At 37.2% G+C, this 21,010-nt stretch carries 19 protein-coding genes and 1 tRNA gene; 15 read left to right on the forward strand and 5 right to left on the reverse strand.

The features are described 5' to 3' along the window. The first annotated feature begins 1 nt into the window (after nucleotide 1). The 13 genes from I6F44_RS02545 to I6F44_RS02605 all read left to right on the forward strand — a co-directional run bounded on the left by I6F44_RS02545 (nucleotide 2) and on the right by I6F44_RS02605 (nucleotide 13,869). On the forward strand, nucleotides 2-703 hold the full coding sequence (locus tag I6F44_RS02545) for a FlgO family outer membrane protein (protein ID WP_010553226.1): 702 nt from the start codon (nucleotides 2-4) through the stop codon (nucleotides 701-703). 8 nt (nucleotides 704-711) lie between these two features. Further along, nucleotides 712-1,386 (forward strand): FlgO family outer membrane protein, encoded by a 675-nt coding sequence (locus I6F44_RS02550; RefSeq protein ID WP_121953500.1) that lies wholly within the window; start codon nucleotides 712-714, stop codon nucleotides 1,384-1,386. A gap of 72 nt (nucleotides 1,387-1,458) precedes the next feature. After that, a tRNA-Arg gene (locus tag I6F44_RS02555) sits at nucleotides 1,459-1,533 on the forward strand. 259 nt (nucleotides 1,534-1,792) lie between these two features. Beyond that, nucleotides 1,793-3,031 (forward strand): integrase domain-containing protein, encoded by a 1,239-nt coding sequence (locus tag I6F44_RS02560; protein ID WP_197173233.1) that lies wholly within the window; start codon nucleotides 1,793-1,795, stop codon nucleotides 3,029-3,031. Nucleotides 3,032-3,041: 10 nt separating this feature from the next. Further along, nucleotides 3,042-3,887: a DUF6387 family protein gene (locus I6F44_RS02565; protein WP_197173234.1), complete on the forward strand. Its 846-nt coding sequence runs from the start codon at nucleotides 3,042-3,044 to the stop codon at nucleotides 3,885-3,887. A gap of 122 nt (nucleotides 3,888-4,009) precedes the next feature. Further along, nucleotides 4,010-4,210 (forward strand): helix-turn-helix transcriptional regulator, encoded by a 201-nt coding sequence (locus I6F44_RS02570; RefSeq protein ID WP_039484739.1) that lies wholly within the window; start codon nucleotides 4,010-4,012, stop codon nucleotides 4,208-4,210. Then, nucleotides 4,210-4,590, forward strand: coding sequence for a hypothetical protein (locus tag I6F44_RS02575; protein WP_197173235.1), 381 nt, complete (start codon nucleotides 4,210-4,212; stop codon nucleotides 4,588-4,590). The genes I6F44_RS02570 and I6F44_RS02575 overlap by 1 nt, the downstream gene beginning before the upstream one ends. An 8-nt stretch (nucleotides 4,591-4,598) precedes the next feature. After that, the gene (locus tag I6F44_RS02580) at nucleotides 4,599-5,483 is read left to right on the forward strand and encodes a hypothetical protein (protein ID WP_197173236.1); all 885 of its coding nucleotides are present in this window, start codon (nucleotides 4,599-4,601) and stop codon (nucleotides 5,481-5,483) included. Between the two features lie 461 nt (nucleotides 5,484-5,944). Continuing rightward, a complete protein-coding gene (locus I6F44_RS02585; protein ID WP_197173237.1) occupies nucleotides 5,945-9,814 on the forward strand; it encodes an RNA-directed DNA polymerase in 3,870 nt (1,289 codons plus the stop codon). A 194-nt stretch (nucleotides 9,815-10,008) separates the two neighbouring features. Further along, nucleotides 10,009-11,775, forward strand: a complete 1,767-nt coding sequence (locus tag I6F44_RS02590; RefSeq protein ID WP_197173238.1) for an AAA family ATPase — start codon at nucleotides 10,009-10,011, stop codon at nucleotides 11,773-11,775. Further along, nucleotides 11,775-12,650, forward strand: a complete 876-nt coding sequence (locus I6F44_RS02595; protein ID WP_197173239.1) for a hypothetical protein — start codon at nucleotides 11,775-11,777, stop codon at nucleotides 12,648-12,650. Before I6F44_RS02590 ends, I6F44_RS02595 begins: the two co-directional genes overlap by 1 nt. A gap of 208 nt (nucleotides 12,651-12,858) precedes the next feature. After that, entirely contained in the window at nucleotides 12,859-13,005 is a 147-nt protein-coding gene (locus tag I6F44_RS02600) for a hypothetical protein (RefSeq protein ID WP_197173240.1), read from the forward strand. 9 nt (nucleotides 13,006-13,014) lie between these two features. Next, entirely contained in the window at nucleotides 13,015-13,869 is an 855-nt protein-coding gene (locus I6F44_RS02605; protein WP_197173241.1) for a hypothetical protein, read from the forward strand. Nucleotides 13,870-14,127: 258 nt separating this feature from the next. Here I6F44_RS02605 and I6F44_RS02610 read toward each other — a convergent pair whose 3' ends face one another. From I6F44_RS02610 to I6F44_RS02625, 4 genes are all read right to left on the reverse strand, one after another. Continuing rightward, nucleotides 14,128-14,721, reverse strand: coding sequence for a DUF4303 domain-containing protein (locus I6F44_RS02610; protein ID WP_121953501.1), 594 nt, complete (start codon nucleotides 14,719-14,721; stop codon nucleotides 14,128-14,130). A 120-nt stretch (nucleotides 14,722-14,841) separates the two neighbouring features. Then, a complete protein-coding gene (locus I6F44_RS02615; protein WP_024609032.1) occupies nucleotides 14,842-15,774 on the reverse strand; it encodes an exopolyphosphatase in 933 nt (310 codons plus the stop codon). 144 nt (nucleotides 15,775-15,918) lie between these two features. After that, a complete protein-coding gene (locus tag I6F44_RS02620; RefSeq protein WP_121953503.1) occupies nucleotides 15,919-17,367 on the reverse strand; it encodes a dihydrolipoyl dehydrogenase in 1,449 nt (482 codons plus the stop codon). A gap of 82 nt (nucleotides 17,368-17,449) precedes the next feature. Continuing rightward, nucleotides 17,450-18,178 (reverse strand): glutathione peroxidase, encoded by a 729-nt coding sequence (locus I6F44_RS02625; RefSeq protein WP_010553231.1) that lies wholly within the window; start codon nucleotides 18,176-18,178, stop codon nucleotides 17,450-17,452. Between the two features lie 112 nt (nucleotides 18,179-18,290). On the opposite strand from I6F44_RS02625, the gene I6F44_RS02630 reads away from it, so the two are divergent. Next, complete coding sequence (locus I6F44_RS02630; protein WP_024589976.1) at nucleotides 18,291-19,193, forward strand: LysR substrate-binding domain-containing protein; 903 nt, start codon at nucleotides 18,291-18,293, stop codon at nucleotides 19,191-19,193. A gap of 4 nt (nucleotides 19,194-19,197) precedes the next feature. Here the strand turns inward: I6F44_RS02630 and I6F44_RS02635 are convergent, their stop codons facing one another. Beyond that, a complete protein-coding gene (locus I6F44_RS02635) occupies nucleotides 19,198-20,391 on the reverse strand; it encodes a flagellar assembly protein FlgT (protein WP_121953504.1) in 1,194 nt (397 codons plus the stop codon). 140 nt (nucleotides 20,392-20,531) lie between these two features. Between I6F44_RS02635 and I6F44_RS02640 the strand changes: the two genes are divergently transcribed. Continuing rightward, a complete protein-coding gene (locus I6F44_RS02640; RefSeq protein WP_008168853.1) occupies nucleotides 20,532-20,990 on the forward strand; it encodes an LPP20 family lipoprotein in 459 nt (152 codons plus the stop codon). Nucleotides 20,991-21,010: the final 20 nt, after the last annotated feature.

The raw sequence follows: 21,010 nt of genomic DNA on the forward strand, positions 1-21,010 counted from the left end.
AATGAGAAATCTATTAATTACCCTCTGTTTACCTTTGGGCTTTGGCTGTTCGCATATACTAAATGGTATGAATACAGGTACGGATGAGACCCAGGTTCAAAATAATAACCAAACAACGCAACTCGTTAATAATCAGCGTGATGTTGCAGATCCAGTATCCAATGACCGTTTATTTCAATCGGACTTTGCTCAAAAAAATAGTCATACTAAGCCGACTCCGCCAATGCGAAAGAACATAAACCATTATGTACGCGGGATAATGCAAGACATGGTTGAAAATCTGCAATATGTTAATGGAAAAACACCATTAGCTGTTTCAAGTTTTGTATTTTTAGATGATGATTTTAATGACAGTAGTTTACTGGGTAATCAAATATCAGAAAGTTTTATGCACGAGCTACATAATTTTGGCATACCCGTTATTGACTTTAAAACAACCGACTACATGCGTGTTACACCTGAAGGAGACTTTGTATTTAGTCGAGATTATTTAGAGCTTAACCAAGATCAAAACTTTAAATACGTACTCGCTGGCACATTAGTGAGTAGTCAAGGAGGAGTCCTTGTAAATGCACGTATTATTGGGCTGCAAAGCAAAGCCGTAGTAGGCACTGCGCAAGGTTTTATTCCGCAGTCAGTTGTTGATGCACTTAATAGTAACTACCGCACTGATGGTATAATGCTTAAGCAAGCAAGCAAGTGAGGCTAACTATGTCGTATATACTAATTACTATCGTTGGATTTACTACTTTAATTGGGTTAACAGGCTGCTCAATGACGCATAATAATGAGCATAACGAAAACACAACACGAACAGATTACACAGTAAACGGTGGTAATGATCAGCTTAATATTGCTTATAATAATCAAGCAATACAATCGCAAGTTGAATATGATCCATCTCAGCAGTTCACACCACTTAAGCACCATAAAACACTTGCTAACTATGTAGAGCAAATGGCACTTGATTTGGTTGATACGCTTGAATTTGAAAGTGATACCGACACCAATATTAATATTGCCGTTACTACCTTGGTCGATCTTGATTCATCGCTTACTAAAAGTAATCAATTGGGTAATCAAATATCTGAGACGTTAATTCATCAGTTACAAAAGTTTGGTTATGGCGTGGTTGATTTTAAAACAACCCAAACAATAGATGTAAATAGCCGTGGTGATTTTGCTTTTTCACGTGATATTGAAAAGCTTAGTGATGAGCAAATGGCGAGCCATGTATTAGCGGGTACATTAATTTATCGCCATGATGCTGTTGTTGTAAATACACGTGTAATTAACGCGCATACAAAAAAAATCGTCGCGAGTAGTCGAAAACTAATCCCAATTTATGTACTAAATAAAGAAGATATATACTTATCAAGCAATTAAGTTCAGTTGTTGCTTGATATAAAAAACCAGATGCCGTTATAATTCACACCTCTAAGCACACAGCTTATTTGTGGCCTCTTAGTTAAATGGATATAACGGCCCCCTCCTAAGGGGCAGTTGCAAGTTCGATTCTTGCAGGGGCTACCAAAAACACATTTCATACCACTTCACGTTGTACCAAAAAACTCTTTAAACCCATTAAAATAAAGGCTTTTAGCTTTCACTCTGTTTCAGGAGGTATCGCCATAGTGCAATTTTTTAGTTACACTAGATGTTACATCGATCATATTTTGTACTTTCGGTGTAACATTAAACCGTAACCAAATGAAAATTATAGAAAGAATTAAGATTTTTATATTTTCTTGCTTTATAAGCTTTGGTTACCCGTTCGACAGTGGAGCGTTAAATGCCTAAATTAGTTACCCCATTAAATGACACGCAAATCAAAAAAGCTAAACCAAAAGATAAAGAATATCTTTTGGCTGATGGCAAAGGTCTTGCTTTACGAGTTAAACCCAATGGATCAAAAATGTGGTTGTTCACATACTCTAAACCTTATACAAAAAAAAGAGCCCAGATTAGTTTTGGTATGTACCCAGATGTAACTTTATTTGATGCTCGAAAAAGCCGAGGCGAGGCTAGGGCTCTGTTAGCAAAAGATATAGATCCCAAAGAGCATAAAGAGGCATTTAATAATGATAAGGCTGCTGAGGCTAAAAATACGTTTGAGGCAGTAGTTAGAGAGTGGATAGCCCTTAAAGAGCCAAAGGTAACTGCGAAGTATGCTTTTAATTTACGCAGAGGTTTTGAGCTTCATCTTTTCCCTTATTTGGGCAAGGTACCTATAAGTAAGCTATCGGCACAACAAACTATTGAGACATTAAAGCCTTTAGCCGCAGCAGATAAGCTAGATATACTTGGGCGTATATGTCGTAGGATTAACGAGGTGATGGAATTTGCTATAAATACTGGGCGAATACAATCTAATAACTTAAGTGGCATCAGTAAAGCATTCGACTCAGCTACCCATGAAAGTATGGCTAGTTTCACTCCACAAGAGCTTCCTAAACTTATTAGCGTAGTAAATAACGCGAGTATTAAGTTAATGACGCGATGTTTATTTGAATGGCAACTACATACTATGGTGCGTCCAGGAGAAGCAGCTGGGGCTGCTTGGCATGAAATAGACTTAGAGAATAAACTATGGAATATTTCAGCCGAACGGATGAAAAAGCGCAAACCCCACGTGGTGCCACTCACCCCGCAAGCATTAGCTATACTTGAGTACCTAAAACCTATTAGTGCTCATCGAGAGTTTATATTCCCTGCGGATAAAGATCCTAGAACACATGCTAGCCGTGAAACATTGGGCGCAGCATTAAGACGCATGGGGTTAATAGGTAAACAAACAGCGCATGGTTTACGAGCGCTTGCAAGTACCACGTTAAACGAGCAAGGGTTTGATCCTGATGTTATAGAAGCTGCTTTGGCGCATGTAGACAGTAATAAAGTGCGCGCTGCTTATAATCGAACTGATTATTTAGAACGCAGACGTAAAATGATGTGCTGGTGGTCTGAACATATTGAAGAAGCTAGTAAAGGTAATTATTCTGTTACTGGTAGTCAGCATTTAAAAATGGTTTAAAGGTAGATCTATGAAGAAGGTTAACTCAACCAAGGATGTTCCATGGTTTAAAATTGAAAACTATAATTATATTTATAAACTCGACAATATAGATTTATTAGACGAGTTATCTAGGCGAAGAAGTCTTTATAGCAATCGAAATACAGATTTAATGGAAGATGAGCATTTTAGATGTTTTTGGAAAGGAATATTAAATGGGCAGCCAAATACGCATGTTTTACTAGAAGAGCAGGCATCCGTAGAAAGAGAAGAACTCGCTAACCATCTAGCTACTTTGTCAGGAAATGAACTAACTAGACATCAAGAGGATAATCATATATTTGAAGATCAATTATCTTATGATGACGCTGTTTATCCCGTTGGAATGTTACAATTTATCAAATACAGTAATTTTCTTAATGAAAAAGGCATCTATAAGCACGATGGAGAGTTTAGCTGTTTTAAAGATAATTCTTTATACGGATCTCTTTCAAAAACTTTGAATGAAGATTTAGTTACTTGCGAGATTCACTTAAGTAGCCACACTGACGAAGAAATTATTACTTCACTGAGAAGTCATTTACCTAAGTGGCGTGAGGAAATGGAGATTGCTGAGCCAGTAAAAAGGTTTATTAAACAAGCTGAAGTCTCAAAAATTAAAACCTATAGAATTATACCATTACTAGATCTGCTGATCTGGGAGGCTCAAGTTAATCTAACGGTTCCAAAACGAGTCCAAGCGGCCCTCGTTTTTCCTTTCGGGGAAATGGGCAGCGAAGACCTCTCTGGCGGGAATGCAAAAATAAGTAGTTTGTTAAATACGCTTTTATGTAAGGATTTATCACTGACAAATATTACTGGAGAATTTAATCTTTAATTTTTTAGTAAATTCTAATATTTGTTTTTTCACTGAGAAAAAAACTTTCTAGATCACTCTCGTTCATTTTTCTTAAAACTCTAACATTCGCCTTGAACTAAAACGAAACAAGGCGAATATCCATGAACAACAAAATATTACGTTTCCAAGAAGTAACAGAACTCACCGGTTTGAGTCGTTCTACTATTTGGCGCAAAGAGCGATTAGGTGTATTTCCAAAAAGAAAACAGCTAGGTTTAAACTCAGTTGGCTGGCTTGAAAGTGATATTCAACGCTGGGTCGAGAAACTACCATGTAGCAACATCTATAAAGGGGCAGCATAATGTGTGCTGTAAGTGGTAGTAACGCCGCAAGCCCTGCTCCTAAAAAGCCGCAGCCTAAAACAGAGCGAGCTAACCTATATATTCTTGCTCATCCTGAGGGTGCGACTGAATTAGATATTTTACGTAATGCTGGTTTATCAAGTGGAAGAAACTACTTTACAGATCTTGAGCGCGAGTTCGGATTCAAATTTATACGCGAAAAAATACCAAACTCAGATGGTATCGGTGGTCATTTAAAATATAGTTTTAGCTCATTAGATATTGCTGAAACTATCATAAAAGCCATAAATAAAAGCCGTATTAAACGCAAATTAGCTGAGTTCACACCAGAGCAAACAGCTGAACTTTTAAAGCCAATAAAGCACCTCCTGGGAAGCTAGGAGGTTATATGGTTAAGCTTAATGACTTAATTAACCGTGGTGATGTAATTAGTATTACTAACGGTCAATTAAATATTACTCCAAAAAGTGGAAAGCCGGTTCCTAGTGACTGGCTCCACATCTATCAAAACACTTTACTAAGCCAGTTAAGCTGTGTGATCGCACAGCCTATATACCAATTTAGACAGTTTAAAGTTGGACGATATTTGAGTAAATACGATGGCCTAACAATGAGCTTTACTGATTTGAGTTTCCACGAAGATTACTACACAATTTTTAACGTATCATTGGATCGTAAAAAAAAGTCAGGGCGCTTAAATGGAAAACTTTTTAATCCACCAGCACAAGGAGCGTTACTCAAATTCTGGAGTTGCTCAAACTTACCAAAACCTAGAAGGCCAAGTGAACTTTATAAAAAAATAAATATTATGAAAAACTACCTGTGGCAAGCTGAAATAAGAAAAGGTAATAAACTCGACTCTAAAACACTTTGCTTAGCAAACATAACATATCAGCAAATTATTAAGGCGGTTAATTGTGACGTTTTAGCGACAGGCGAAGGGCAAAACGGTGGCACTCGTGCGGCACTTAGCCGTGGCAATATAGCGGGGCATGTTTATGGGGCATTAAACAGTGGCAGCGAAAATGCTAATAGCCACATATACCAAGGCATAGAAAATGGTGAGACTACGAGTATGAGTAACTACGTATATTGTGAATCACGGACATTAAATAATACGGAGTCTTATAGCCACGGTATAAGTAAACAAGGTAGTGCGGTAAAAGGTAATGCTATAGCCCCTTCTATAGAGCAAGAAGAGGAAATATATTTAAAACGAAAACCACAAGAGCAAACTGTAGCCGAGTGGCTAGATGATTACGATAATGCTTAGCAGTTGTAGTAAACTTTAATATCGCAAAAATATCACTCGTTTACCTGTTCTAAAAACGCTTTTTATAAACGGAACAACGCGGAACAAATGGCGGAACAATTATATTTTCAAGTGCATGATAAAATAGTACTTTATTATTTTATCGGAACATAAAAAGCGGTAAATAAACGATTTGTCCTCTTCTCTATTTTGTATAGAAGTTACCATTTTATTTTTTAATATCTCATCATTTAGTTTACCTTTTATTTTTGCTTATTAACCATATTTTATATAGCATCACTAAACAGCATGAAACACGTTGAATCAACGGGTTGCCAATAAATATACTCAAGATATAGAAAGTAGATGTGCTAATTATGTAATGTGAACTACTCACAGTTCAGTTTAACTGGCGTACAAGCCACTAAACTCGACCACACCGATGTCATAGTCGAACAAGTTGTTTAAAGGGAATAAAGTTAATGCCAAGGATTGCAAAAAAGTATGAGAAATTAGCACTAACCGATGATTATTTAACAGATCCTTTGTTAATGGCGTTGGCTTGGAAAAAAAGCCATCACTATATTCGAACTACAAACTGGTATGCCGATAACTTTGAATTGGATTTATCGGCACTCTCTTTAGCCGCTATGACCAAAAATTGGTGCCTCCAAGTTAAGGCGCGTAGATTCAGATTTAAAGAGTTAGAGTTAGTTCCTGCTCCAAAGCAGTATAAATGGAGCTTCCAAGACGATAAACCTAACACAGCTTCATCAGATGAGTGCTTATATTGGCATCCAATTGAGCCTGCTGATGATATTCCTTTAAGGCCCTTGGCTCATATACCTATTCGTGATCAAAGCATAATGACATTGTTGATGATGTGTTTAGCTAATGATGTTGAAACAATACAAGGTGACCCGTCTATAGATTTTGAATTAGTACATGATAAGGGAGTCGTTAATTATGGAAACCGTCTTTATTGCCGATATGGTGACGATGGAAAGGCTGAGCACAGCTATGGTGCCACAACCATCTATAGTAAATTCTTTATTGATAATCGCCAATTTTTAGAGCGATCGTACTATTTTGCAGAGCGAGCTAGAAATGAGCTTAGTGATGAGCAAGATGTGTTTATGGTTGAACTTGATCTCTCTAAGTTTTTTGATTTAATTGATAGAAAAACACTATGTAAAAAGTTGGATGATTTGGCTCTTGAACAGTCTGTTGACTCTAGCGAATATAAACTTATCGGTAAGTTACTCTTAGCATTTGAAAAGTGGGATTGGAGTGAGCAAGCAAAGATTGATTTTAAGGAATTATGCAAGTCGGATAATGTACCAGAGGCACCAAAAGGAATACCTCAAGGGTTGGTTGCTGGTGGTTTTTTATCGAATATTTATCTTTTAGAGTTTGATAAGGCACTCAAAAAGCTAATTGGGCATCAGATAAATAACAATTGTGGCATAGATATTACTTTAGTTGACTACTGCCGCTACGTAGATGATATGCGTCTAGTTGTTACCTCACCTAAACATTCTTCGCTAGTTAAGCAAGAAAAATTAACTTCTTGTAAAGTACAGCATTTAGCTTCTTTAAAAAAGAAAATCATATCTTCAATAGAGATGATACTTAAAGACACCGGCCTCAACACTTTAAGTCTAAACGGCGATAAAACTAAGGTGGAGCTATATAAACCAAGAGTAGTTGGTGTTTCTGGTGAACTGACAAAAATTCAAAATCGTTTAAGTGGGCCAATTACTTTTGATGATTCTCAGGAGTACTTAGGCCAACTTGAAGCGTTATTATCTATGGTGAGGACTGATGCTTATCTTCCACAAGGTGAAAACTGCGCCATAAACTTACTGGCACAAGTAGAGCAAAAACATCTTGATATAAGAGATGACAGTCTGAAGCGTTTTGCAACTAACAAGATTGCGAAGGTGCTAAAAGTTATACGTAACTTTACGGCGCACCCTGTCGACGCTAACGGTAATTCCACTCCATGTGATTGGGACTATCAACAAGAGCGCTTAGCAAGACGATTAATTGCATGTTGGAGCCAAGACCCATCACTGGTCGTGCTGCTAAAAAAAGGCTTAGAGCTATTTCCTTGTAGGCAGTTAATTAACCCTGTTATTCAACAGTTAAAACGAAAACTGTGCGATAAAAATAAAAAAGTCGAAGCTGTTGCCGCGTATTGCTTAGCCGAAATCTTTAGACATGCGTCCACCACTATTCATCGGTTAGACCCTAAATATATTCCTCTACATGCTGACCATGAGAACTTTTTTGAACAACTTCAACATGAAGCAGTTAGTATATGCTTGAGCGCTGATACAGAAGATGAAGTAGGTTTTAATTTATTAGTTGAACAAGCTAGATTCTTGTTACTAGTAAGGCTTGATACTACTTTGGAGCAAGGCTCTGGTAATGAAGACTATGATCTTATTATAAAGTTGAGTAAGGGGTTTAGAAAAATTAGCTTGCCTGCCTCGTTCTCTGGGGAACAGCTCGCTGCTAATATTTTACTTGCGGAGCAGCTAAATAAGGATACCAAAGCTCTAGTTAGGGCTATTGCATGTTTACTAGATGATTTAACGTCAGACAAAGTGACTGAAGTTTTATCAAATATCTCAGTACAAAATATTACCTTCTTTAGTTCACTTGTTAAGCACGCTCGGCCACTTGAATATCGTTGGCCAAAACAACAAATAGTAAAAGAGCTTATTAAACATCAAGGAATTGATAAAAGGCCTTTAAAGAAATCATTAGAGAGCATTAGTGGCACTCAGTCACTGTTAAGGCTCGTACAGCGACCAGATAACCCGTTTGCAAATGAGATAATGGCGTTAAAGTTAATTCAGGCCTTGCTTGGAAAAAATACTGAGTTAGAAAAGGCTGCTTCAGATACAGTGATAGATATAGCGGAAACTAAAGTCGAATTAGAGAATTGTAGCTACTCATTACCCCCTGAGTACAATTTATTTGATTGTAGTCTTAATATTGATCTTGAGTTTACTGCTTCTAACCCATTATTGAGTCCACATTTAACTGATGTTGACCCTGAAATTAAGGCTCTTCAGCGAGTCGCTATATGTGTTCGTTCAGCATTAATAGGCAACATAGATTGGTCTGGTTTTAGTTCGAGTATAGAGGCGAAAACAGGGTATAGAGGTATAAAAACTAGCTCTGAAAAAAGAGCTTTAGGCATGATGAATACACCGCACTCTATAGCAGGAGAGTCTGCGCAAATTTCTCATTGGTTAACAACTTTATTATCAAAACTTTTGATTTGGCCCGGCATATCAGTCAATGACCAAGGTTACGACTGGCCATTAAGATGGACTATAAATAGTGTTAAAAAGTTAGTCGAAAATAGATTGAGTGAGCTTAAATTAAAATACTGTAAGCACACAGCTATGCCAGGGTTAATTGAAACAATTAATCTTGATTGGCGAGATGATAAGCAAAACCTAACTGTTGCTATGGTGCAATCTAAACTGCCTAGCAATAGTGACTTTGAGCAACATGGAATAATGTTAGATGATATCGGTTTTAAGGCAAGACACAGGCTCCATGTTGCTGATGTTGCCGCACTAGTTTGTAAGCACATTGATGCGCAGCGAACTGATGACTCAGAGCGCAAAGAAAGAGGGAAGCAAATTGATCTTATTATATGGCCAGAGCTATCAGTTAGTCATGATGATTTGGATATTTTAATTACTCTTTCTAGGAAGACTCACTCAATAATTTACGCCGGCTTGGGCTTTATTAAGCAAGATAATGTAGAAGGGCCAAATAATTGTGCTGTTTGGATTGTACCGCCAAAAGCAAACTCTGAACAGAAGGAACTAATACGGCTACAGGGTAAGTATAATATGATGGCAGAAGAGGTTGGTAAAATTGAGCCTTGGCGACCGTATCAGTTAATGCTTGAATTAAAACATCCTAAATTTCCAAGTAAACCAGGTTTTGTAATTACAGGTTCTATTTGTTATGACGCAACAGATATTTCATTAAGCGCGGACTTAAAGGATAAAACAAATGCCTATGCCGTATGCGCGCTCAATAAGGATGTAAACACGTTCGATACTATGATTGATGCGCTTCACTATCATATGTTCCAGCCTGTAGTGTTAGTTAATACAGGAGTGTATGGTGGCTCTTGCGCGAAAGCTCCATATAGCAAGCCCTACGATCGATTGATTGCTCACAGTCATGGTAAAGATCAGGTCTCAATCAACACGTTTGAGATGAATATGTTTGACTTTAGGCGTGATGATGTAGGTTTAGGAATGAAATCGAGTAAGTCAATTAAGACCAAACCGGCGGGTGTAACAAATACATAGATCTGACAGCCGGGATTTAAAAAACATCGTGTTATGCCTGCTTTGGTTAAATAGGTTCTTAGAGACTGCTTATAACAAACTCAAGTTTAATACTGATTAGCGGTTGAGTATTTAGTAAAGCATGATTTTAGTTGAAAGTACGGTTGCTACTCGTAGTACAGTGTATAGAAATCATTTAAAAATAAGGATATTCAGTGTTTATTAGTGCTTTAGAAATTACGAACTTTAAGTCTATTGGTAGTGATACCCAAAGGTTTGAATTTGGACCAATTAATTTATTATTCGGGGGGAACGGTGCTGGTAAAAGTAGTGCGTTCTACGCTTTAGGGTACTTAAATGAGGTTTTTAACAACTTTAACTTAGACGTAAATCAGCTAAGCACCGCTGCTGAAATAAACTTAGGTGGGTTTAAAAGCTTTGTGTTCAATCGCGATTTAAATAGAGTGATGAAATTTAAAGTTGAGTTCAGTTGTGATTTTTATTCAGAGTTAGGTGGGATAGTAAATGATAAATTATTTGAAGAATTTATCAGCCAAGGTATATATCCAGGGCCAATAAACAATACTGGTGTTTTTGGACTATTGTCATTAGAAATATCTATAGCTTACTCCGAAATAACTAAGTCTATTTATATTCAAAAGCTCTCATTAGTGGTCAATAAAGAACATCTATGGACCATTACTGAATTAGACAATAGAGATAAGAAATGTAGCTCAATTGATTTTAATTTCAAACATCGATTATTTACACCACATATATCTAAATACACATACGGTGACTACTACTTACCAGAAGAAAGTAAAGGATTAAATGCTGAAGGAATTAGAGATGCTCTATTGAGCCATAACTTTAGTTTTAATGATTTTGAACTTAATATCTTCGATTCTATTTTTTTTGGAGATTACTCATATTTCGATAGTATAACTGAGTGTCATGAGTGGTATAGGAGTATTGAATTTGATGATTCAATATCGATTTATGGTAGTTTTTTTGATTTATATACCCAGTATATTGTTGCTAGTATTAAAAAGTGTATTGGTGAGATTTGTTTAGTCGGACCAATAAGAGCGATTCCCAATAGGTATTTTGAAGCTAAACTTCCCATACAAAAGCAGCGTTGGTATACCGGTCATGCTGCGTGGGATTGGTTTGTTGGTAGTTCTAAAGATCCGGAATTAGTAAATTTTTGGCTTGATGAAAAATTAAAAACAGGCTTTAGCGTTTTCGTTGAGGTTGATGACTTTAATACTAGAGTAGGACTCAAAAACGAAAATGGTTTACGTATGGGGGCGAGCGATTTAAGCGTGGGCATAAGCCAAGTAATACCTGTTATTACTAGCGTACTTCACTCAAAAGGGGTCATCTGTATAGAACAACCTGAACTACATATTCATCCAAAGCTCCAAGTTGAGTTGGCTGATTTATTTATTGAGTCAGCTATCAAACCTGGGATCTCAAACTATACAAGAATAGCATTTGATCCTATCGATAACTGCTATTGTATGCTCCCTGTTAATGAAAAAAACACGAGTAAATTTAAAAACAAGGATGGCATAGTAAATAAAGATGGTGGAGTAAAGCTTGAAAATTTTGTCCCTGTGATGTCAGAAACTCAGCATGTGATGGATTATGTGGGCCATAGTGAGTACTTATTAGGACACTTTGATTTTAATGATGAGGACTTGAGTCGATTAAAGGCGTTTGATAAATGTAAAAAGCAAATATTTCTAGAAACACATAGTGAACATATCGCATTACGTTTACTAAAACGAGTTCGTGAAACAGATTTACACCGCCCCCATAATGGTATTCATTTACTTCCTACCCAAATAAAATTTGTTCATATGCAAAAACTACATGGTCAAACTGTGGCTACGATAGTGCCTCTGAGTCATGATGGCGACTTTAAAGTAAAATGGCCCGGTGGATTTTTTGATGAGCGTGATGAGGAGCTATTTTAATGTATCAAGAAGTAGCATTCGACCCGCAATGTTTAGGTGAATATCACTATTATGGGCTTCTTAAGGAGCGATTTGGCTTTGAAGCGGGCCGTTATGTTGTTGCGCCTGTTAAAGAGTGGGTAAAAGAGGCTTATCAGTCAGTTCAAGAATCCGAAACTATGCAGCCGATTAAGAAAAAGTCTGTAAAAAACTTTTTGAATAAATTATTAAAATCTAAAAATAATAGCTTTGTGATCCTACCCTTACCAAGAAAAGGTTTAACTTTTGATAATTGGCAGAGTTGGTATGAAAAGCAACACCAAGAGAGCCCATTTTATGTCGTTGTATCTGAGAGGGTATTAGGAGCATTAGATTATGATTCTCTTATAGATGGACACGTTAGCTGGAGTATACCTCCAACAATATGTATAAATAAAAGTGCGCCTGAAATTGCTAAAATACTTAAGCCATTATTAAAGTTAAGCGATACAGTCTATTTAGTGGACCAGTATTTTTCTTTAGCAAATAATCAGGTTCTTCAAGCTATATTTGAAATGATTGAGAAAGACGGAACGGTTAAGAATTTTCATCTGATAACAAGCGTCGACACAAAAAATCCTAAGAGAGTTTTCATTAATGAGTACTCATCTAACTTCAAATTTATGCCGAAATTCTCCCTGACAGTGGTACCTCAAAAGTTTTTCCATGATAGATATCTAATAAGTAATATAGGCGCTATAAAAGCTGGGCATGGTTTTTCAGAAGGCGTCACACAAGGGGCTCAAGCAGATAAACTTAGTTTAAATATATGTTCGAAACATGAAAGTAATGATGTAATAAAGCAACTAGAAAAGATTATTAATACTAAGCAAGCGGCAATCACATACCTCAATTAGGTTTATATTATCAAGCTGGTCTATTCCCTGTGATAGGCCAAAAATAATTGTAAAATTATCGAGCTTAGGTATTTTTAGTTTGAGCTAATGGTGTTGCCTATAAAAATAACTATAAACAAGGAAAGTCATACGATTAATTAAACTTAAAGAATCAGTCAATGAAGCTTTTTGATCAGTTTTTATTTCTTTTGATGAAAAAGGAAAGGTTTTGATCAAGAACTCTTTATCAACCGATGCTTTAAAAGCAGTCGGTGTAGATAAAAAAATGGCAATAAAAAACCTTACAAAGGAACATTTAGCATATTTTAAAGAGCATAGAGAAATATTTGAATTTAATCAGAATGATAATTTATAGGGAAATTTAGTGAAAAATATAACAGCTTCAATTTTATTATTAGCTTTAGCCGGTTGCGGCGGAAGTAATGAAGATGATTCGGCCAGTAGTTCAGTAGCCGATAATGCGGGTACTGTAACCGGCTCAGGGAATGAGTTTAATCCAGGGGGGACACCAAGTAACCCTGGTCCGGTTTCTTTTATTAAGAAGAATGAAATTAACGTTGATGCTTTCGAGAATTATTTTACTATTAATTTAGAAAAAGACTCGAAGCTTTATATATCAGCATTACTTGATCTTGGAATGAAGACACTTGATAAAACTAGATGTGTGAGTAGTACAGTTGAAGAAAGCGGATTTATAACAGTCGATAGTATTGGCGTTGCTTGCGACCATCGGGTGGTACTTGATTTGAAAGCTGGACAACATTCTATACATTTTGAATATCCAAACTCTAACTATGGCTATTTTACAGTTGATACTATTGAGAATAATCAGAGGACTATTTTAAATGAGAATGGCTCTGGTGGTTTACCAAGTACGCCTAGAAAAATAAGCTTTACTGAGAATAATGAAATCAATAAAGACCTTAATAATAATTACTTTGTATATGAAGGGAAGGCAGGCGATAAGTTGTTCTTAAACTCGTATTTGCAAGAGTCTATACCTGCTTTGATGTTGACTAGGTGTAGAAGCGGCGCTGGGGAAGATAGAAGCGCTATTGGGTTTAGCATAAACGAAGGAGCTTATAGCTGTACAGAAAACCTTGAATATGAATTACCTGAAGATGGTACTTACTTTTTCCATGTATTTTATATGGCACCATCCGATGTAACTTACCCTGTTCCAGGGTACTTTAGAGCTGATATTCAATACGCACAATAAACTATTTCTGTATAAAGTGAGTTTTAATTTAATTATTTTAATTCAAATTTATTTAGAGTGTTTCAAAAAGTTTAAAATGTTTTTTTGTTACACTCTATGTTACACCTTTAGTCTTGTTCTGCCTTTAAGTCATTTAAAATCAGAGCCTTAAGTTGTCGGTTTGGTGGTTGCAGGGGCTACCAATTAAATCAATGAGTTATATTTTAACCTCCCTTCCTTATACTTTGTGTATAGCGTATATGTAGTCGTGTTTTATTTTTAATTAATGGTATTTAACACTTCTTGCTCGCATTTTTCACGCTCTGTAATCATGGCTTCAAAGTCAGTTCGAATTTGTGCTAGAACAGTTGGTGGGTTAAGTCGTTTGATTCTTTTAAATTGAATACTTTCTTCTTCATCATAGGCGAGTATTGCTAAAGTAATTTTTTCGCGTTCGATACCATTTGAAAATATCCCTTCGGTATCTAATTGTATGAGCACTTTCTCCATGGTTGTAAGCCATTGATGCCAATTATCCATTGCTTCTATATCTGATTGAAACAAATCAATGCTGTTTTCTAGTTTTTGACACTCTAGAGTTGTTTCATCAAAGTATTCGGAATAATCCTCAAGCGTGGGGTAGTCTTCTGGATTCCATTTAGCCATGTAAAAACTACTTACATCATTGCCGTACTCTTCTTCAAATACTTTTTTTAAATCCGATAAGGTATTAAACATTGGAAGTAGTGAGTAGCTACCTGTGTGGTAAAAGCCCATTACATAAAGATCGTTACCGTATTTTTGTATAATGTTTTTAAACGCTTTTTTGGTATCTTGATAAAGTGTTTTTTCGAAGTTTTTAGTATCTAACATGAGGTCATTATTTCTTTTATTATTACAGAAATTTATATGAAAAAGAGAGCGATTAAAACTCACTCTACTAAAATAAAATAACCAGAGCTATTATATGACTCTGGTTATTGTAAGTTAATATTAGCCATCACTTGTAATCGTATCGATTAGCTCACTAAGTACGGCTTCAGATTTACTTGTTTCTACTTGGCAAGTACCTGCATTTAAATGACCACCACCGCCGTATTTAAGGCACAGTTCGCCAACATTCGTGTTTGAGCTGCGGTTAGTGATTGATTTACCAACGGCATACACTACGTTTTGTTTTTTAAGGCCCCACATTTTATGAATCGAGATATTGCAGTCGGGGTACATTGCATAAATAACAAATCGGTTTGTGGCGTAAATAGTTTCTTCTTGAGTTAAATCAAGAACCACTAAGTTTTTATGGACGGTAGCGCATTGAGAAATTTGCTCTTTAGCTTTTTCGTTATGCTCGTTATATAAAGCAACACGCTCGGCTACGTCTTCCATTTGTAGGATTTCTTCGATGCTTTGATCTTTACACGCATCAATCAGTTTCATCATTAATTGGTAATTTGAAATTTTAAACTCGCGAAAACGGCCAAGGCCAGTTCGCGCATCCATAATAAAGTTCATTAAGACCCAATCGGTTGGGTTTAATATTTCGTCTTTTGAAAACTGAGCAGCATCGCCTTTATCTACCGCGTCCATCATTTCAACAGAAATATTTGGAAGTTTTTCAGCGCCGCCATAATAGTCATAAACTACGCGAGCTGCTGATGGGGCTTCTGGATCAATAATATGATTTTTTATGTCGCTTGAGTTACGAACGGTTTCGCTAAGGTGATGATCGAATGCGATGTGACAACCTGCAACGTAGGGGAGGTTGGTGGTAATGTCGTTTTCGGTAATGTCTATTTTGCCATCTTGCATGTCTTTTGGGTGAACAAACAAAATATCGTCAATTAGGTCCAAGTCTTTAAGCAATACAGCACAAACTAAGCCATCAAAATCGCTGCGGGTGACTAGTCTAAATTTATTATTGGGCATAGCTATTCCATCTTTTTAATTGAATTATCAATTAAGTGTAACAGCTAAATTTTTTTTTGAGAGGTCAGCTCAAAAAAATTATAAAAAAAAGCCAAAACGTTAGTTTTGGCTTTTGCTAGCAAGTTTGTATGTGTGGCAAATAGGTTATGCGCCTGGGCCACATTCCATACATGAATTTACAATGTCTGGGCCAAATTTAAGTTTGGCATTTAAGTCGCGAAGGGCGGTACGTAACCCTTCTTCAATTACTGGGTGGTAAAATGGCATATCAAGCATTTCTGGTACGGTCATTTTGTTTTGTACAGCCCATGCAAGTAAGTGAGCGATGTGTTCGGCTTGTGGGCCAATAAACTCAGCACCTAAAAATAAGCCTGTACCTTGCTCTGCGTATACTCGCATATGACCTTTGTTTTTAAGCATTACTCGGCTACGGCCTTGGTTTTCAAAGCTGACTTCGCCTACTTCAAAACAACCACATGGGCCTAAACGGTCGGTAATTTGCTTGTAGCTTTCGCCTACCATCGCCATTTGTGGGTCGCTAAATACAGCTGCAATTTTAGCTCTGCGCAGACCTATACGTACATCTGGGAAGCGCCCGGCATTTTGACCTGCAATAGCACCTTGGTCTGATGCTTCGTGTAACAATGGGAGCATGTTACTCGCATCGCCTGCTATAAATATGTTCGACTCACCACATTGCATTGTGTGCGTGTCTGCGTGCGGTACGCCGCGTTCATCAAGCTCAATGCCTGTGTTTTCAAGGCCTAGTTTATCTACGTTAGGTACTCGGCCTGTGGCTGCAAGTACGTAGTCAAACTGTTCGGTGTGTTTTTCACCTTGTTTGTCGGTGTAAGTTAGCTGTGCTTTGTCGCCAACTTGCATCATGTCAGATACGTTTGAGTCGGTATCTACAAAAAATTCTTCAGCAAAAACAGTATTTGCATAGTCTTTTACTACTGGGTCTGTAAGTGGGCCAATTGCGCCGCCTACACCAAATAGTTTTACATTTACGCCTAGTCGGCTAAGTGCTTGGCCAATTTCAAGACCTATTACACCAGGGCCAAATACAGCGACTGATTCTGGTAGGTCATCCCAATCAAATACGTCGTCGTTTATAATAAGTTTGTCGCCAAAGTTATTAAATACGCCAGGGTACGAAGGGCGTGAACCGGTGGCAATTACAAAGCGTTTTGCTGTAATAATTGTGTGGTCGTCTATTTGTATGCGGTTTGTGTCTAAAAATTTAGCGTAACCACGAATTTTATCACCATCTGGTAATTCATCTACGGCTTCTACTACGAATCCTGCAAAACGATCTCGTTCACTTTTAACGCGTGCCATAACTGCTTTGCCATCAATGATAGGCTTTGAGCTATGAACACCAAATGCAGGTGCCATTTCAATTGCGTGTGCAGCTTCAGCGGCTGCAATCAATAACTTACTTGGCATACAACCAACACGTGCACATGTGGTGCCGTATGGGCCTGATTCGATCATTAATACATTTTGTGTGAACTGTTTAGCATTACGATAAGCACTTAAACCAGCAGTGCCTGCGCCTATAACAACAACATCGGTTTGCAATTCTTTCATAGTATTTTTTCCTCTAATAAATAGGGGCATAAAAGCCCCTATTTTTTACCTACTAACGTTAGGTATTTAATTTACTTATTAATTAAGCAAAGTATTTTTCTAAGTCGTCTGAACCACCGATGTGTTTACCACCAATGAATATTTGTGGAACAGTGTCACGACCAGATACAGCTTTTAGGCTTGTTAGTGATGCGCCTGCACCCATAACAATCTCTTCATATGCGAAGCCTTTTTCTGCAAGAAGCTCTTTTGCTTTTTTACAGAAAGGACAGCCAGGTTTAGTAAAGATGCTTACTGGTTCTGGTTTAGCTTGCTTAGGGTTGATGTAATCAAGCATTGTGTCTGCGTCAGATACTTCAAACGGGTCACCTGGTAAATCTGGTTCGATGAACATTTTGTCAATCACGCCATCTTTAACAAGCATAGAGTATCTCCAGCTGCGCTTACCAAAGCCTAGGTCGTTTTTGTCTACTAACATGCCCATGCCGTCAGTAAATTCGCCGTTGCCGTCTGGTAATAAAGTAATGTTTTGCGCTTCTTGATGTTCAGCCCATGCGTTCATTACAAAGGTATCGTTTACTGATAAACATACAATTTCGTCAACGCCGTTTTGCTTAAGTACGCCTGCTAATTCGTTGTAACGTGGTAAGTGAGTTGATGAACATGTTGGTGTGAATGCACCTGGTAGTGAAAACACTACAACAGTTTTACCTTTAAAAATGTCATCTGTTGTTACTGATTTCCAATCGTTATTTTGACGAGTTGCAAATGTAACACTTGGGATTGTTTGACCTTCGATATTGTTTAACATAGTTTTTGTTCCTCTTGATTTGTTGATAGCCATTATGGTGAATAATTAAATATAGTTCCAATCGTTTGTTTGTATTAAACTGATAGTTATAAACTATCACGTAGAGCTGAATATGAACTTAAAAGATTTTGAATATGTAAAAGCAATAGCGCAATATAAACATTTTCGCAAAGCTGCCGATGCATGTTTTGTAAGCCAGCCTACATTAAGTGGTCAAGTAAAAAAACTCGAAAATGAGCTTGGCGTTACTTTGTTTGATCGCTCAACCAAGCAAGTTACCTTAACAGCAAAAGGTGAACGTTTGTTGACGCAAATAGAGATTATTTTAGAACAAACGCAAATACTCAAAGAACTTGCTGCTACTTCTAACGAGCCTCTACAAGGTAAATTAACTATTGGTATTATTCCTACCATTGCGCCTTACTTGTTGCCTGCGTTACTAACATCGATGAAAGCGGCATTTATTGATAGCCAGTTTTCGTTTATTGAGATGCAAACAGCAACAATTTTAGAAGCTTTAAACAAGGGTGAACTCGACTTTGCTATTTTAGCCGATGTGCCAGAGCTTATTAATTACCATACGGTTGCTTTATACAAAGAAGATTTTTTAGTGGCGGTATCACACGATAACGCGCTGTCTAAGCATAAAAAAGTAGCGCTGAGCGATCTTCAAGGATGCAGCCTATTAATGTTAAGTGATGGCCATTGCTTTAAAGATCAAGCCCAAAAGTTTTGTTTTTCTGCAGGAGTCGATGTATCTAACCAGTATAAAGGTAATAGTTTAGAAACATTATTAGCGTTAGTGGCCATGGATGACGGTATTACATTTGTACCAAAGTTGGCATGTACCGACCGTGTAGGGATTGATTACTTGCCTATATTCCCTAATCAGCAGCGTAATGTGGTGTTTGCATGCAGAAAGCATTATCCGCATTTATCTGGTGTAGAACAATTGGGCGAGTGGTTATCGGCTCACCCTAATTTAAAAGCTAAATTAACTAAAAAAGTTAATTAAATATTTAAAGGTTTTGGCTGATTATTTCTACAACATCGTTAATTTGCACGCCAGGTAGCGGTTTGTCATCAATACTGACAGCTACAGCAGTTTGCTGATAAAGCTGCTCTACGCGAATTTTATTAAGCGTGGTGATGGTGTGTGGCATAACATTACCTGCCGCGTCGGTTAAATAGTTATGGTGCGCAATGCTTAGCATTTGGCCTTTTTTTAACCCATGAGCTTTACCTAAGTTAATAACGATTTTGCTATTTTCCATATGCATTATTTTACCTTGAGTAGGTAAACACGCCATAGCTGCTTGAATGTCATAACTTACTGATTGGTTGATATCGGTTATGCTTTGCCCATAAGGCGATTGCCAAAACCTATCACTATTAACATCAACTATGGTTGTTTTTTCAAATGGCCAAATTGCTTGAGTATGGTAACTATTTTGCCAAAGTTGCTCATAGGTAGTGCCATCAAACAGTGCAAACTCAATGTTGTAACTGCGCTCATACGCCTCGTCTTGCCAAAATGCATAATCGTTATTGAGTTTGTCGCTAGTCGAAAGGCTGGTTATTTGGCTAAGCAGAACATATTGAGCGTTACTGCGCGAAGATATTTCTTCTAATTGGGCATTTGAATAGTCGTGCTGCTGCGAAAAGTATTTATCAACGCTTATTGCATTATTATAGTAAGCAATAGGTACTGCGCTCATTTTTGATTTTTGCAGGGAAGTAAAAATATTTTTGCTAATCGCTTTGCTTACGTCAAATATTTGACCCATTTTGGCGTGTTCACGATGAACAAGTTGGCTTTGTGTAACGGCCACAAACTTATTAAAACTATTTTGTGGGCATTGCTCTGTTTGAGAAAAAATATCGAGTCGTAATGTAACGGCAAATTTATTGTCGTATTTATTTTCGCTGATTAGTTCAATTTTTTGAATTTCACCGTGGCTGCTAATTTTTAGCTGATCTTGCATTAACACGCCATCTACCAGGGTTTGTACAGAGCTAACCCGTGCGCCAGAGAACACTAACGCTTGTGTAATCGCATCTTTTATAGCGGCAGATTTAGCTGCGCTCGTATCACCATTTTGAACGTTCGCGTGACCCGTTGATTCATACCACTGTGCTTTAGTAAAAGGGGAGAAGGTTAATAATGCCGTTACACTTAATCCTGCAAATGCCAATGATAAAAACGACTTCATACTTTTACTCCAATTAAACGTTAGCTATTAACTAGGTAGAGCAAGGACTGTACCAATGTTATTTGGTAATTATTAGTAATGCTATAAATGGCATTAAACGTGCATATGTACTGCTAATTACTATACAAGGGCTAGATGCTATGCGAGCAATTTCATTACTTATTACACTTGGGTGTTTAACCTTAGGTGGTTGTAGCAGCGTTTTTGATAAGCATGTTGAATATAAATATGTAGAGCCAAATAATTACCCCGTTTTAAAAGCGATAGGGTATGCACCTATTAGCTTGCAAAAAGGCGCTAACGCGTCGCAAAAGCAACTTATGGCAATTAAGGCTTCTAAGCTTGAGGCTTACCGCGAGCTTACTGAGCAAGTATATGGGCAAAAAATTACCGCAGGAACAACGGTGGAAGGTTCAATTGCTCAAGACGATTACCTAGAAAGTAAAGTGCAGGGGCTTATTAAAGGTGCACAAATAATTAAAACTTACGCAGTAGATGACACTTACGTGACCGAGCTTGAGCTTAATATGAAGCGTGTGCACGATTTATACATAGGTGAAGTAAAACCACGCGAAGTTAAAAAAGTAACTTATTACTAAATAGCCCAGTTAATTAAAAA

The sequence above is a fragment of the Pseudoalteromonas sp. NZS11_1 genome (genome assembly GCF_015864275.1).
Taxonomy (GTDB): domain Bacteria; phylum Pseudomonadota; class Gammaproteobacteria; order Enterobacterales; family Alteromonadaceae; genus Pseudoalteromonas; species Pseudoalteromonas arctica.